This window comes from Bradyrhizobium sp. USDA 4341 (assembly GCF_054063755.1).
Genome location: NZ_JBSSGO010000002.1, coordinates 8611032 through 8625366, shown reverse-complemented (window position 1 = coordinate 8625366; position 14335 = coordinate 8611032). Strand labels below are relative to the sequence as shown.

Below are 14335 nucleotides of genomic sequence, written 5' to 3'. Positions count from 1 at the left end.
TTGCGATCGTCATTCCGCGGCCATCATGGGCTTCGGCACCAGGCCCGCGCCGGGCTTCATCTGGAAGTCGTAAGTCATCAGGTGCCACGGGCCGGAGACCCGCTCGCCGTTCGGCAACGCCGGCTCGCTCTTCGGCTCGACGCGCGCAATGAGCTCGTCCTTGACGCCGAACACCACGTCGCTGCGCAGATATTCGTCGCCATCGAGGAAGACGTGGGTGATCAGCGGCTCGTAACCCTCGGCCTTGACCAGGAAATGCACATGCGCCGGCCGCATCGGATGGCGTTGCGTGGCGGTGATGAGATCGCCGACCGGGCCATCGGTCGGGATCGGATAGCTGCACGGCAGGATGGTGCGGAAGGAGAAGCGGCCGTCGGCATCGGTGACGAAGCGCGCGCGCAGCGATGGGCCATGAGCCGCATAGTCCGCCTTCTGCGAATCGTAGAAGCCGTCATCGTCGGCATGCCAGACATCGATCTCGGCACCGGCGAGCGGCTTGCCGGCGAGGTCAGTGACGCGGCTCTGCACGAACATCACTTCACCGTCGATGCCCTCCGAGATGTTGGCGCCGTGCGGTGTGACGCGGTGCTCGCCGACATAGAACGGACCAAGCACTGTGGTCTCGGTCGCGCCCTCGCGCTCGCGGTGATTAACCGCGTCGACCAGCATCGAGACGCCGAGCACGTCGGAGAGCAGGATGAACTCCTGGCGCAGCGGCGTGCAGGTCTGGCCGGTGCGGGTCAGGAATTCGATCGCCTGATTCCATTCCTCGAAGGTGAGCTCGGTGCGGCGCACCAGATCGTGCAGCGACTTGACCGTCTCCTCGATGAGGAACTTCAGCCGCTTGTTCGGCGTATTGGCGAAGCTGCTGATCACCTCGTCGGTGAGGTCATGCTCGTTGAAATTGGCCATCGTGTTGTCCTTTGATCCTGAGATGTCAGTGCTGCACGGGCGCATCGCCGCGCCAGGCTGCCGCGATCAATTGCTCGATCGGGGCGCGTTCGACCGGTCTTGGGTTGGCATAGGGATTGCGCACCGCCATCTCGGCAGCGTGCGCGATGCCGTCCTCGGGCATTCCGATGCCGGAAAGCGCGCGCGGCAGCGCGAGCTGCCGGGCAAGGTCAAACAGACCCTGCGGTGCATTGGCGCTGTGCAGTGCGCGCGCCACCCGGATCATCGCCTCCGGCGCCGCGGCGGCGTTGTAGGCGGCCGCGTGGGGCAGCACGATCGCGTGGGTTTCCGCATGCGGCAGGTTGAACATGCCGCCCAGCACGTGGCAGAGCTTGTGATGCAGCGACATGCCGACCGCGCCAAGACACACGGCGCACAGCCAGGCGCCATAGAGCGCGTCGCGGCGGGCACCGGGATCGGCCGGGGCCGTCATGATGCGCGGCAATGCGCGGGCAAGCGCGGCGATGCCCTCTTCCGCCATCAGCGAGGTCAGCGGATTGGCATCAGGCGCATAAAGCGCCTCGACGGCGTGGGCGATTGCATTCATGCCGCTGGCCGCGGAGATATGCGGCGGCAGGCTGACGGTGAGATCGACGTCGTAGATGACGGTGTCCGGCACCAGATCCTGGGAATGCTGCGTGGCCTTGATGCCGTTGCTGGTTTCGCCGAGGATTGGCGTCATCTCCGAACCGGCATAAGTGGTCGGCATCGCGATATGCGGCAGCCCGGTGCGCAGCGACAGCGCCTTGCCGAGCCCGACCGTCGAGCCGCCGCCGATCGCGACCAGCCCATCGATGTCGCGGGACTCGACGATGCGAAGCGCTTCATTGGTGACCTCGACCGGCGTGTGCATGCGCGCGCCGGCAAACAGCCCCGCGAGCCTGTCACCGAGGCCTGCGCCGAGCCGGCGCCCAAGATCCTGCTGCTCGCGTGTGGTCAGCACCAGCGCCCGCTTGATGCCAAGGCGCTCGCTCTCCTCGCCAAGCCGCGCCGAGGTGCCGGTGCCGAACACCACGCGATATTGCTGCGAGCAATAGGCAAAGGTGCCCTGGCCGGCATCACCGGCCGCCGCAACGGACGCAATGGATGCGCCTCCGGCATCAGGCATCGCAACGCTCATGGCATTTCTCCCAAGCCGGTGAACCGGCAATCTCGTCTTGTTGGGAGAAAGCTAGCGGCGGGTGGCCATGGCGGGCCTGCACGAAACCGGAGAAAATCTGCACAAAACCGGAAAAATCATCCGTCGGTACAGGACCAGGCTATGCGCCCTCGCCCGTCAGAATCGCGGGCCGCCGCACGCTAATGGCTACGGCGGTATCGCCCCGGCGTCACGCCGGTGAAGCGGCGGAACATGCGGGTGAAGTGCTCCTGATGGGAGAAGCCGCAGGCCAGCGCGATGTCGGCGAGGCTCTGCGTCTCGTCGGCGAGCAGCACCCTGGCGCGCTCGATGCGCAGAGTGAGCACGTATTGGTAGGGCGAGACGCCGCTGGTTGCCTTGAACAGGCGCACGAAATATTCGGTGCTGCGGCCGCACAGCTCCGCCAGCTGGTCGAGCCGGATATCGGAATCGAGATTTGTGTCGACGAACTCGCGGATGCGCGCCATCTGCCTGACGCTCAGCAGGTTCGGATGCTTGCCGGCCTCCACGCTCGGCTTGTGGAAATTGATTGCGACGAAGCGATTGGCGATCGCCTGCGCGATCGGATCGACGAACAGCGACGAGGCCGATAGGCCGCCGGTGATGGTGTCGCCGATCGCTGCGGCGAGATGCTCCAGCACCGCATCCTGATCGCCGAGCATCGGCGCGAGCCCGTGGATCAGGCTCGGGGCCCCGTCCCGGCCCGCGAACAGATCGGAGCGCAGATAGATGTGGGTGGATTCCAGCGCCTCGCGCAGCACCACGTTGCAGGCGTGTCCGGCCGGCAGGAAGAACACCCCGCCGCGCGGGATCTGCCGGGCAACCGACTTGCCGTCCATCACATAGGTGATGTCGACCGGGCCACCCCGGTGCAGCACCATCAGATTGTCCGACAGCGCGTGGAAGTGCCCGTCAAACGGCCGTTCGCGCTGGACCGAGGCAAATGCGGACGACCAGCCGAGCCCTTCGCTCGAGCCGCGGAATTCGGCCTGGAAACGGTCCAGGATCCCGTGCGTCTCCTGCACCCCAAAATTCGACGTCGCCTGCATCAGACAGACCAAGGGCTCGAGGCTTCGGTGCCGCGAGTGAAACCCAACGGCCCTCGATTTTCAACACAATCGAACCGAACGCTGCTGGAGGTCTTGCTGCGTCGCAATAGCGGCGCCTGCTACTCCTTGACCGCGATCCAGATCACGTGGCGCACGCCGCGGCCTCGGCCGGTGGCGCGGACGGCAATCTCGTTGACGGCGAAGCCGGCGCGGGACAGCGATTTCGGGAACTTGGCATTTGGCCCGGACGACCAGACGGCGAGCACGCCGCCGCGCCGCAGCGCAGTGTGTGCGATCTTGAGTCCTGAAACGTCATACAGCGCGTCATTGGCCTTGCGGGTCAGGCCTTCGGGGCCGTTATCGACATCGAGGAGAATGGCATCGTAGGTGCGCGGATTGCGCTCGATCACATCGGCGACATCCACCTCCTGGATGCTGACGCGTGGATCGGTCAGGCTGTCGCCGAAGATCTCGGCCATCGGGCCCCTCGCCCAGGCGACCACGGCGGGCACCAGCTCGGCCACCACGATTTCCGCCTCGGGTCCAAGCACGGTAAGCGCCGCCCGCAGCGTAAAGCCCATGCCGAGGCCGCCGATGAGAAAACGCGGCCGTGCGACTTTCTCGATCTTCTTCGCAGCGAGCGTTGCCAGCGCGGCTTCCGAGCCCGACAGACGGCTGTTCATCAGCTCGTTGGTGCCGAGCATGATCGAGAATTCGCGGCCGCGCCGCATCAGGCGCAATTCACCTTCGGTGCCGGGAATGCGCGCGGTATCGATCTTTTCCCAGGGAATCATGCGGCGGCTTGTAACATGGGCGTCAGGGCGGGCGAAGCTAGCGCCCAGAGAATGCGAAATAGTGACTCACGAATGGCGCAACAAACTCAGTGTCGTCCCTGCGAAAGCAAGGACCCATAACCACCGAAGGTGATTGTTGCGCACCGCTGGGGCCATAGCCCTCTTCAACGACCCAATCCCGTGGTTATGGGTCCCGGCTTTCGCCGGGACGACGATGGGGAAAGGAACCTGCCCTCAACCGCATCACCGTCGTCCCCGGCTCCGAGGCTACCCGCCGGCCCAGACGTCGAGCACGTAGCGGTTCCTGGTGCCCATCTCCTCGATCCAGCGCGCGGCGGCATCGGTGTCGGCTCCGCTGCGCTCGCGATAGATCGACATCAGGGTTGCCTTGACGTCGGGCTCCATCTTGCCGCCGTCGCCGCAGACATAGACGATGGCGCCCTTCTCGATCAGCTCCCAGACCCGATCCTTCTGCGCGGCGACGAGGTGCTGCACATAGGTCTTGGGCCCGTCGGCGCGCGAGAAGGCGGTGTAGAGTTCACTGAGGCCATCGGCTGCGAACGCCTTCAGCTCGTCCGCATAGATGAAGTCCTGCTCCGGATGGCGGCAGCCGAAGAACAACATCGCGGGGCCCAGCGCAGCGCCCTGTGCCTTGCGCGCGGCGCGCTCCTGCAGGAAGCCGCGGAACGGCGCGAGCCCGGTGCCCGGCCCGATCATGATGATCGGCACGGCGTTGTCGTCAGGCAGGCGGAAGCCGGCCTTGGTCTCCTTGATCGTGGCGTGGACGGTGTCGCCGGCGCGGCGGCGCGCCAGATAGTTCGAGCAGACACCCTTGTAGACGCCGCGGCCAGAGCTCGCAGGCGCTTCCACGACCCCGACGGTGACGCTGCAGCGCTGTGCCTCGCCCGCCGGAGACGACGAGATCGAGTAATAGCGCGGCGCCAGCAGTGACAGCATTTCGAGGTAGAGATGGAACGGCAGCTCGCAGGCCGGATATTCCTCGAGCAGGTCGAACACCGATTTGCGCCTGGCCAGCACCTCGGCGCGGTAGCGCCCGGCGGAGGCCTCGTCATCGCCGATATAGGCCATCAGCTTCGGCTTGGTCACCGGGCACCGCGTTTGCTCGGCCATGATCTGGATCTGCTTGCGGGTCGCGACCTGCTGCAGTTCGACGAATTCGGTGAGCAGCCGCCCGACCGACACGGCGTTGCCGACCGGCAGTTGCGCGCGGCGGCCTTCCGAGACCTGCAGACGGATCTGGTCGGCCGGCAGGAAGCCGAACCGGCGCGCGACGGAATCGACCAATGTCGGATCGTTGCGCGGCACCACGCTGAGATGATCGCCGACGCGATATTTCAGACTGGCCGGCAGCTCGACCTCGATATGCCGGGTCGAGCGTTCCGACGGATGGGCGCCTTCCTTGTTCTGCAGCTCGTTGTTGGCGAGCACCTTCATCGGCACCGCGCCGCCCTGCGTCACGATGGTGTTGACCGCGCCCTGCGCCACCGGCTCGATCGCGTAGAGCGGTTCGTCCTCGGCGGTGCGGGTGAAATTCCAGTCGATGCCGAATTCCTTGGTCGCGAGCTTCGCGGCCTCCGGGAACCATTTCTGGAACTGGCCATCGAGATCGCTGCGCGCATCGCCCTCGCCGCGCGGATAGACCGCGCGCGCGCCGTGCTTGGTCAGCTGCTCGTCGATGAAACGCGGCACCGACTGGTAGGTCGCTGCCCAATCGCTGTTGCCGCAGCCGAACACCGCGTAGCGCACCTTGGCGAAGGCGTCCTTCGGCAGATCGGTCTCAAGCCATTTGACGAATTGCGTCGCGTTGTCGGGCGCCGCGCCATTATAGGAGGCGCAGATGATCAGGACACCGCCCTCGTCCGGCAGCTTGCCGACATAGTCGTCCAGCGGCCCGAGCCGCACCGCGAATCCGTTGATCTCCGACAGATCAGCCATGCGGGTCGCCAGTTCCTCGGCGGAGCCGAGGTTGGAGCCGTAGAGCACCAGCATCGGCGTGTTGTGGCCGGGGCGCGTGGTCGGCGCGCGCGGTGCCTTCGGCGCGGCCACAACCGCGCCCGTGCTGCCCGCGAAGGCGCCGCGATCCCTGTCGTCGCGCGGCCGCACCTTGATCCTGAAACCGTCGGGCTTGACCGTCAGCGTCTCCTTCAGATGCATCTGGTAGCGATGCACGTCGAGCAGCCTGAAGCGTTGCAGGATCATCCCGATCGCGAGCGCCGCCTCGTGCATGGCAAAGCCGCGGCCGATGCAGGCGCGCTGGCCGTTGCCGAACGGCTTCCAGGCGTTGATCGGGCGCTTGGCCTCCGCCTCGCGGCTGAAATTCTCCGGATCGAATACATCGGGGTTCGGGCCCCAGACGGAGGGATCGCGATGCAGCGCCATCACCAGCACGGTGATGAAGGTGTTCTTCTTGAGCTTGTACTTGCCGCCGATCGTCTCGTCGTTGAGCGGCGCGATGCCGTAAGCCGGCGCCGGCGGCCACAGCCGCAGCGCCTCCTTCAGGCATTGGGTGATGTAGGTGAGCTGCGTCACCTGCTGATAGGTCGGCCGCGCATCGACGTCGGGACCAAGGACGCGATCGACCTCCTCATAGGCCTTCTTCAGCACCTCGGGATGCTTCAACAGCGCGTAGATCGTGCACGACAGCAGGCCGCTGGTGGTCTCGTGGCCGGCGATCAGGAAGGTGTTGATCTGGTAGCGGATGTTGACGTCGTCGAGCTGCTCGCCGGTGGCGCGGTCGACGCCGGTCATCATCGCGGCCAGCATGTCCTTCTTGTCACTGGTCACGTCGGTATTGCCGCGCCGCTCGGCGATGATCTCGTCGACCATCTTGTTCATGAAGCCGACGTCGTCGGTCAGCGTCTTGCGCCGCTTCTGCATCCACAGACCCTCGAGCGGCAGGCCGCGGGTCATCATGATGGTCTCGAGCGAGCGCACCAGCGATTCCACGAAAGGGTGGTAGTCGCGGCGGTAGAACGAATTGAAGCGATAGTCGAAGCCGCAGAGCCCGATGGTGTCGAGGGTCAGCGCCGTCATGTCGTGGACGACCTCGATCTCCTCGTCGGCGTTGAGGCGCTCCCATTTCTTGACCAGCTGCTCGGCGATATCGACCATGCTCGGGTGATACGACTGCATGGCGCGGTTGCCGAACGGCTGCATCAGGATGTTGTGCGCCTTGCTCCAGTTCGGCTCCTTGGTGTCGGCAGTGAACAGCCCGTCACCGCCGACCGCGCGCACGCGGCGCAGCGAGCCGCGCACCGCCTTGTCGAAGCGCTTCTCGTCGGAGAGCTCGTCGACCAGATCGTGACCGGAGACGATCACGATCGGCGCACCCATCATGTCGAGCCAGAAGATCGGCCCGAGCTCCTTGGAGAGCTTGACGAGATGCTGCACCGGCGCGTTCGAATCCAGCGACAGCATGTTGCCGACCACCGGCTTCGTCGGCGGATGCGGGATCGGACTCAATCTGTTGCCGGATGCCATGTCGGAAGTGCCCCCTGTCCTCTATTCGTCATTGCGACGAGCGAAGCGACGAAGCAATCCATCTGTCCTGGCATGCGGACCAATGGATTGCTTCGCTTCGCTCGCAATGACGGTGTTTGTGTCTCGTCGTCACCCAAACCGTCGCTTACGCCACTCGATCAGCTTGGCGCTGACCTCGTCCGGCTTTTCCTGCTGCGTCCAATGGCCGCTGTCGTGGACCAGATATTTTTCGAGGTCCGGCACCAGCTTCTCCATGCCGTCGGCGGCAGACGGCGGCAGCACCGCGTCGTTCTCGGCCATGATCATCAGCGACGGCACCCGCACGTGATGGTCGAGCCCCGCCGAGCGTTCCCAGTTGCGGGTGAAGTTGCGATACCAGTTGATGCCGCCGGTGAAGCCGGTCTCGGTGAAGGTGTCGACGAACACCTTCTTCTCCTCGGCCGACAGGATCGGCGTCCGCGGATCGTGCTTGGCGTCGTAATTCGCGATCATCTGCGGGAACGCCAGGTTCAGCCGCGCCGAGGCGCCGACGCCGGCGATCGGCTGCTCCTCCGGCGTGCCCGGCGGGCGCGCCGCCGGCTTGCGCATGAAGGCATCGAAGGTCTGCTCCACACGGCTGCCGAAGATGCGGTCGGGCTCGCGCGCCGGATCCTGGAACTGGACGATGTACATCTGGTCGCCGAAGCGCTGACGGAACAGCGCGATCGGGTCCATCGGCGCGCGGTTCAGATGCGGCGTGTTGACGCCGACGACGCCGGCAACCCGCGACGGATGCCTGAGCGGCATCTGCCAGACGACAAAGCCGCCCCAGTCGTGACCGACGAAGATCGCCTTGTCGATCTTGAGATGGTCGAGCAGGCCAACCAGATCGCCGGTCAGGTGCTCCATGTCGTAGGCCTCGACCGGCTCCGGCCGGTCGGTCGCACCATAGCCGCGCTGATCCGGGGCGATCACCCGGATGCCGGCCTCACCCAACGCCTTGATCTGGTGACGCCAGGAGAACGCCAGCTCGGGCCAGCCGTGGCAAAGCACCACGGGCGGCGCGTCGGTCTTGGGGCCTGCTTCGTAAAACCCCATGCGGATGCCGTTCGTCTCGGCGAACTGCAGCGATGGCATATCGATCATGGACAGGATTCCTATTCGGCCGCGCCCTTGATGTCGGCAGGCGGCGGCGCGAATGCCGCCTCGAGTGCATCGAATTCGAGCGGCAGCATGTCGCACATCACCTGCACATGGGGGATGATGTTGGCACCGACGATGAAGCCGAAATCGAGCTGATCGCGGTAGCTCTGCACGGTGATGTTGAGCGCGATCCCGTGGGTCGAGATCGAGACCGGGAAGATGTGCAGCAGCTCTGCGCCGGCCGCGTACAGCGTCTGGCGCGGCCCCGGCACGTTCGACACCGTGATGTTGGTGGCTGGCGGCAGCACATTGGACAGGTCGGATCGGCTGTAGAGCAGCGCCATGATCTGCACCAGGATCGGTGCGCCGAGCAGCGAGATGTTGGAGACCTGCGGCACCAGGGCGCGCAGCGGATGCGACATCTCCTTGGACTTGGTGGATTGCGCGATGATGGTTTCGAGGCGCTTCTTGGGATCTTCGACGTCGGTCGCGATCGAGCAGATCATACCGAACACCTGGTTGTTGGATTCGGCGTTGCCTTCCTCGCGCAGCGAGATCGGCACGCCTGCCGTCAGCGACTTGTTCGGCAGCGCGCCCTGGCTGATCAGATAGCGCCGCACCACGCCCGAGGCGAGTGCCAGCACGACGTCGTTGAGCTTGCCACCCGATGCTTTCGCCAGCGCCTTGGCGCGCGACAGCGAGATCGAGGTGCCGGCAAAGCTGCGCTCCGACGAGATCGCCTTGTTGAGGATGGTCGGCGGCGAGGACATCGCTTGCAGGCTCTCGCGCGACCTGGGATCGGCGATCTTCGCGACGACGTCGGACAGGCTCTTGAGCACGGTCGGCATGGAGCCCGCGAACTTCACCGCGCTCTCGATCTGGAACATGGCATTGTCGAACAGGATCGAGCCGAGGTCGCTCTTGCCCGAGCGCGGCAGTTCCAGGCTCTTTTGCGCGGTGGCGGCGGCCTCGAACGGCTGGGTCCAGAGCTGCTGATAGGCATCGATCAAATTGGCCGCGATGTCGCGCGGCTCCGGCGCGACCTTCTTCGCGCTCGGTGGCTCGATCTGCCGGGGCACTGGCGTCAGGTCGTAGATCATGCTGGTCAGCGCCGCGCCGGCGCCGCCGTCGATGCAGGCGTGGTGCATCTTGGAATAAAGCCCGATCTCGTTGTCTTTCATGCCCTCGAAGACATAGAACTCCCAGAGCGGGCGGGCGCGGTTCAACAGCTTGGCGTGCATCCAGCCGACGATGCGCTCCAGCGTCGCGCGGTCGCGCGGCGCAGGCAGGCTGGCGCGGAAGATGTGGCGGTCGATGTCGAACTGGTCGTCCTCGACCCAGGACGGGTGATCGATGTCGAGCGGCGCCTTCTGTAGGCGCGCCTTGAGGATCGGCGCGACGTGCAGCCGCGAGGCGATCATCGCCTTGAACTCCTCGAAGAAGTCGCCCTTGTAGCCGTCCGGCAGGCGGAAGATCGCCATGCTGCCGACATGCATCGGCATTTCCGGCGTTTCCAGATACAGAAACGATGCGTCCAGCGAGGACAGCTTTTTGGCGTCGCTCATGATCTCCTCCCGAGAGCAAATTCACGCGGGCGCCTTGGCGGCGCTTCTCGTCGTCTGGTTAGGATAGTGCCTGTTCTGCCGGCCCATAGGCAATGGCAAAGGGGCCCGAGCGGTCAAAATGCCGGAACTCCCCTTCCGGCTGCGCCAGCCGGTCCGCGATCGCCCACAGCGCTGCGGGGTTGACGCCGAGGCCGAGATGGCTGGCGAAATGCACCTCGATGTTCTCGGCGGTCGCCGACGGCCGCACCCGTGAGGTCCGCCAGTTCACGATGCCGTCGGTGCGGGAATAGATCGAGGTTGCCGGCACCGGCATGTCGCCGGCGATCGCCGCGCGAATCTCGGGAATATCGTCCACCCCCTCGCCGGACAGCAGCTCGTACAGCCGGGTCGCGTTGGTAGCGCGGATATCGTCGGCGAACGGGCTGCCCAGCGTGATGATGGAGCGCACCAGCTCAGGCATCTGCGACGCCAGGTCGCGCGCATAGACGCCGCCGAGGCTCCAGCCGATGATCGAGACCTTGCGCCCCGACGCCTCATGGACCCGTTTCAGCAGGTCGCGCAGCGCACTCCGCCTGCTGGAGATGCCGCCGAAATTGCGGCCCATGTTCCAGGCATAGGCGTCATAGCCGAGCTCCTTCAGATAGCGCCGCATCGGCGCCATCGAAAGGTCGCTGGCGAGGAAGCCGGGCAGCGCCAGCACCGGATGACCGTCGCCCTTCGGCGCCTGCATCAGCAAGGGCGACAGCAACAGGCTCGAATTCAGCTCGAGCACGCCGCGCGCTTCCGCCAGCATCAGCAACAGGCTGGGTGGACGCAACCGGCGTTCGGCCGCATCAACGCTCCCTTTCGCGGCCGCCACTATTTCTTGTCCTTCTTGCCCGCGCCGCCGCCGAAGCCGGCCATCGCCACGAACATGTCCTGGAAGCGCTCGGCGAGCTTGGGATCGAAGGTGAACCAGCTTTGCAGTAACGCTTCCGGCGAAACCTTGTCGATGTTCGACAGCATCTGCTGTTGCAGCCTGTCCATCACCGCGTTCTGCATCGGTGCCACGTCCGGCAGGCCGAAGAACTGCCGCGCTTCAAGGGGCGTACAATCTATCTCGACGTTGACCTTCATATCCGCCTCCTCAAATGCGCCTGGCCCGCCTCAGTATCGCCGGGACGGGGTCGGTCACGCAAGCGAGCCGTACCTGCCCCGATGCATAGTCGGCCTCAATCATCCGTTATGGTCAACCAAACCGTTTGGAACGACGGCCCCAAACGGTTTGGAGCGACCGCTCCAAACCGCTTGGTGGGACCGGCACCAACGGGCTCGCCGGCGATCGGCAAGCAGCACTCCGAAAGTCGAATGTCACGCGCCCGCACCAACCGCCTACTCTCCTAGCGCATTCATTGCGCTGCACCCGCGCGAACCGATTAACCCTTTGGGAAATCGCGCTTGCGCGGCCGGTAAACTCTGGCAACATGCATCAATAATAGCAGCCGGACAAAGCAGCTGGCGGACAAAAACGGGGACGCGGGATCACATGTCGGTACGTTGGAGTTTGTTTGCAGCGACTGCCGTCGCGCTGGTCGCCCTTGCCTTGCCGGCATCGGCCCAGACACTGAAATATGCCAATCAGGGCGAGCTGAAGTCGCTGGATCCGTATACGCTGAAGGAAACCACGACGATCGCGCACCACGCGCACGTCTACGAAGGCCTCACCGCGCGCGACAAGGACCTCAAGATCATTCCGGCACTGGCGGAAAGCTGGGAGACGCTGAGCCCGACCAAATGGCGCTTCCACCTGCGCAAGGGCGTCAAATTCCACAACGGCGATCCTTTCACCGCCGACGACGTGCTGTTCTCGGCCGACCGCGTCCGCGCCAAGGGCTCCAATTTCCTCAGCAATGTCCCGGCCGACGCCAAGTTCACCAAGGTCGACGACTACACGGTCGACGTGACGCTGGATTCGCCCAATCCCATCCTGACCTCGCAGTGGGATAGCTGGTACATCATGGACAAGAAGTGGTGCGAGGAGAACAACGCCGTCGCACCGACGCCGGCCTCCGCGACCACACCGAGCTACGCGGCGCTGCACGAGAACGGCACCGGCCCCTTCACGATCGAGAGCCACCAGCCCGGCGTGAAGACTGTGTTCAAGGCGTTTCCAGGCTATTGGCGCAAGCCCGAGCATAATCTCCAGGAGATCATCTTCACCCCGATCGGCTCCGACGCCACCCGCGTTGCCGCGCTGCTCTCGGGCGAGGTCGATGTCATCGAGCCGGTTCCGCTGCAGGACATCCAGCGCGTCAATTCCAGCGGCGTCGCCACCGTCATGACCGCACCGGAGATCCGCACCATCTTCATCGGCATGGACATGGCGCGCGATGAGCTGCTGTACTCCAACGTCAAGGGCAAGAATCCGTTCAAGGACATCAAGGTCCGCGAAGCCTTCTACAAGACGATCGACGTCGACCTGATCAAGACCCGCGTCATGCGCGGCATGTCGACGCCCTCGACGCTGATGATCGCACCCGAACTCTATCCGCTGTCGAAGGAGTTCACCCGGCCGAAGCTCGATCCCGATGGCGCCAAGAAGCTCCTGGCCGAGGCCGGCTATCCGAACGGCTTCGAAGTCACGATGGATTGCCCGAACGACCGCTACGTCAACGACGCCGCAATCTGCCAGGCGGTGGTCGGCATGCTGGCCCGCATCGGCGTCAAGGTGAACCTGCTGGCGCAACCGAAAGCGCAGTATTTCGGCAAGGTGCTGAAGCCCGGCGGTTACCAGACCTCATTCTTCATGCTGGGCTGGACGCCCGCGACATCGGATTCCCACAACGTTCTGCACGACATCCTCGGTTGCCGCGACGATCCGAAGGACTCGACCCGGGGCGAGGCCAATCTCGGCGGCTATTGCAACAAGGAAGTCGACGCGCTCACCGACAAGGTCCTGGTCGAGAGCGACACTGCCAAGCGCGACCAGTTGATCAAGCAAGCCTACGAGATCGTCATCAAGGATTACGGCTACATTCCGCTGCATCAGCAACCGCTGGTGTGGGGCGTGTCGAAAAAGGTCAAATTGACCCAGCGCGCGGACAACCAGGTGCTGCTCTACTGGGCGACCAAACAAGGTGAATAGTGGTTGCAGCGAATTGGGTCCCGGAAGCGCAGGCTTCCGGGACCTCTCGGTTTTCGGCCGCGCAAAGCCGCGCGCGCCGGACGTCAAAAGCAGTGAAAGGTAGAGATGCTGGCTTTCACTCTTCGCCGCGTGCTGCAGGCGATCGGCGTGATGCTCGCCGTAGGCGTCATTGCGTTCGCGATGTTCCGCTTCGCCGGCGATCCGGTGAGCCAGATCGTCTCGATCGACACCTCGGCCGCGCAGCGCGCTGAAATCCGGCGCTCGCTCGGCCTTGACGATCCCGTGCTGGTGCAGTTCGGCCGCTACTTCATCAATGCGCTGCAGTTCAAGTTCGGCGTGTCCTACCAGTTCCGCCTGCCGGTCTCCTCGCTGCTGGCGGAACGGCTGCCGGCGACGCTGGAGCTTGCGATCTGCGCCACGGTGTTCGCCATGGTCGCCGGCATCCTGATGGGGGTCTATTCGGCGCTGCGCCGCGACACCGTGCTCGCCAAATTATTCCAGGCAGTATCGCTGATCGGCATTTCGCTGCCGACCTTCCTGATCGGCATCCTGCTGATCTATCTGTTCGCGGTGACCTTGGGCTGGCTGCCCTCCTTCGGCCGCGGCGAGGTGGTGAAGCTCGGCTGGTGGACCACCGGGCTGCTCACCGTCTCCGGCCTGAAGGCGCTGATCATGCCGGCGATCACGCTCGGGCTGTTCCAGATGACCCTGATCATGCGGCTGGTGCGCGCCGAGATGCTGGAAGTGCTGCGGACCGACTATATCCGCTTCGCCCGCGCCCGCGGGCTGACCACGCGCGCGATCCATTTCGGCCATGCGCTGAAGAACACGCTGGTTCCGGTGATCACGGTGGCCGGCCTGCAGTTTGGCTCGGTTATTGCTTTCTCGATCATCACCGAAACCGTGTTCCAATGGCCGGGCATGGGACTTCTGTTCGTCCAGGCCGTGCAAAATGTCGATATCCCGATCATGGCCGCGTATCTGTTGATGGTCTCGCTGATCTTCGTCACCATCAATCTCGTGGTCGACATCCTCTACACCGTGGTCGATCCGCGCTTGCGCTCGACCATCGGCCGCGCGGCGTGAGGGGG

Annotated in this window: 11 protein-coding genes; 2 read left to right on the top strand and 9 right to left on the bottom strand. The window is 64.7% G+C overall.

Annotated elements, in window-relative coordinates; all coding sequences use genetic code 11:
• Nucleotides 1–9: 9 nt before the first annotated feature.
• The 9 genes from ACVIGB_RS46185 to ACVIGB_RS46145 form a co-directional block, all read right to left on the bottom strand.
• Nucleotides 10–912 carry an intradiol ring-cleavage dioxygenase gene (locus tag ACVIGB_RS46185; RefSeq protein WP_342723234.1) on the bottom strand — a complete coding sequence of 301 codons (903 nt, stop codon included), beginning with the start codon at nucleotides 910–912 and terminating at the stop codon, nucleotides 10–12.
• Nucleotides 913–937: 25 nt separating this feature from the next.
• Entirely contained in the window at nucleotides 938–2059 is a 1122-nt protein-coding gene (locus ACVIGB_RS46180) for a maleylacetate reductase (RefSeq protein ID WP_456749411.1), read from the bottom strand.
• A gap of 191 nt (nucleotides 2060–2250) precedes the next feature.
• Nucleotides 2251–3138: a helix-turn-helix domain-containing protein gene (locus tag ACVIGB_RS46175; protein ID WP_456724260.1), complete on the bottom strand. Its 888-nt coding sequence runs from the start codon at nucleotides 3136–3138 to the stop codon at nucleotides 2251–2253.
• A 119-nt stretch (nucleotides 3139–3257) separates the two neighbouring features.
• Nucleotides 3258–3932 (bottom strand): spermidine synthase, encoded by a 675-nt coding sequence (locus tag ACVIGB_RS46170; protein WP_456724261.1) that lies wholly within the window; start codon nucleotides 3930–3932, stop codon nucleotides 3258–3260.
• Between the two features lie 267 nt (nucleotides 3933–4199).
• Nucleotides 4200–7433 (bottom strand): bifunctional cytochrome P450/NADPH--P450 reductase, encoded by a 3234-nt coding sequence (locus ACVIGB_RS46165; RefSeq protein WP_456724262.1) that lies wholly within the window; start codon nucleotides 7431–7433, stop codon nucleotides 4200–4202.
• 129 nt (nucleotides 7434–7562) lie between these two features.
• Nucleotides 7563–8558 (bottom strand): alpha/beta fold hydrolase, encoded by a 996-nt coding sequence (locus tag ACVIGB_RS46160; protein ID WP_456724263.1) that lies wholly within the window; start codon nucleotides 8556–8558, stop codon nucleotides 7563–7565.
• A gap of 11 nt (nucleotides 8559–8569) precedes the next feature.
• Complete coding sequence (locus ACVIGB_RS46155) at nucleotides 8570–10120, bottom strand: WS/DGAT/MGAT family O-acyltransferase (protein WP_229164296.1); 1551 nt, start codon at nucleotides 10118–10120, stop codon at nucleotides 8570–8572.
• 58 nt (nucleotides 10121–10178) lie between these two features.
• Nucleotides 10179–10913, bottom strand: coding sequence for an alpha/beta hydrolase (locus tag ACVIGB_RS46150; protein WP_244550014.1), 735 nt, complete (start codon nucleotides 10911–10913; stop codon nucleotides 10179–10181).
• Nucleotides 10914–10978: 65 nt separating this feature from the next.
• Nucleotides 10979–11236 (bottom strand): DUF6489 family protein, encoded by a 258-nt coding sequence (locus ACVIGB_RS46145; RefSeq protein WP_092125001.1) that lies wholly within the window; start codon nucleotides 11234–11236, stop codon nucleotides 10979–10981.
• Nucleotides 11237–11645: 409 nt separating this feature from the next.
• On the opposite strand from ACVIGB_RS46145, the gene ACVIGB_RS46140 reads away from it, so the two are divergent.
• Together ACVIGB_RS46140 and ACVIGB_RS46135 are read left to right on the top strand one after the other, a co-directional pair.
• Nucleotides 11646–13244, top strand: coding sequence for an ABC transporter substrate-binding protein (locus ACVIGB_RS46140; RefSeq protein ID WP_092125000.1), 1599 nt, complete (start codon nucleotides 11646–11648; stop codon nucleotides 13242–13244).
• A 105-nt stretch (nucleotides 13245–13349) separates the two neighbouring features.
• Nucleotides 13350–14330 carry an ABC transporter permease gene (locus ACVIGB_RS46135; RefSeq protein WP_092124999.1) on the top strand — a complete coding sequence of 327 codons (981 nt, stop codon included), beginning with the start codon at nucleotides 13350–13352 and terminating at the stop codon, nucleotides 14328–14330.
• Nucleotides 14331–14335: the final 5 nt, after the last annotated feature.

Coding starts and splice junctions, on each gene's coding strand:
- ACVIGB_RS46145 (WP_092125001.1), bottom strand. CDS start 11,236: ATGAAGGTCAACGTCGAGATAGATTGTACGCCCCTTGAAGCGCGGCAG.
- ACVIGB_RS46135 (WP_092124999.1), top strand. CDS start 13,350: ATGCTGGCTTTCACTCTTCGCCGCGTGCTGCAGGCGATCGGCGTGATG.
- ACVIGB_RS46150 (WP_244550014.1), bottom strand. CDS start 10,913: ATGCTGGCGGAAGCGCGCGGCGTGCTCGAGCTGAATTCGAGCCTGTTG.
- ACVIGB_RS46155 (WP_229164296.1), bottom strand. CDS start 10,120: ATGAGCGACGCCAAAAAGCTGTCCTCGCTGGACGCATCGTTTCTGTAT.
- ACVIGB_RS46180 (WP_456749411.1), bottom strand. CDS start 2,059: ATGCCTGATGCCGGAGGCGCATCCATTGCGTCCGTTGCGGCGGCCGGT.
- ACVIGB_RS46185 (WP_342723234.1), bottom strand. CDS start 912: ATGGCCAATTTCAACGAGCATGACCTCACCGACGAGGTGATCAGCAGC.
- ACVIGB_RS46175 (WP_456724260.1), bottom strand. CDS start 3,138: ATGCAGGCGACGTCGAATTTTGGGGTGCAGGAGACGCACGGGATCCTG.
- ACVIGB_RS46160 (WP_456724263.1), bottom strand. CDS start 8,558: ATGATCGATATGCCATCGCTGCAGTTCGCCGAGACGAACGGCATCCGC.
- ACVIGB_RS46140 (WP_092125000.1), top strand. CDS start 11,646: ATGTCGGTACGTTGGAGTTTGTTTGCAGCGACTGCCGTCGCGCTGGTC.
- ACVIGB_RS46170 (WP_456724261.1), bottom strand. CDS start 3,932: ATGATTCCCTGGGAAAAGATCGATACCGCGCGCATTCCCGGCACCGAA.
- ACVIGB_RS46165 (WP_456724262.1), bottom strand. CDS start 7,433: ATGGCATCCGGCAACAGATTGAGTCCGATCCCGCATCCGCCGACGAAG.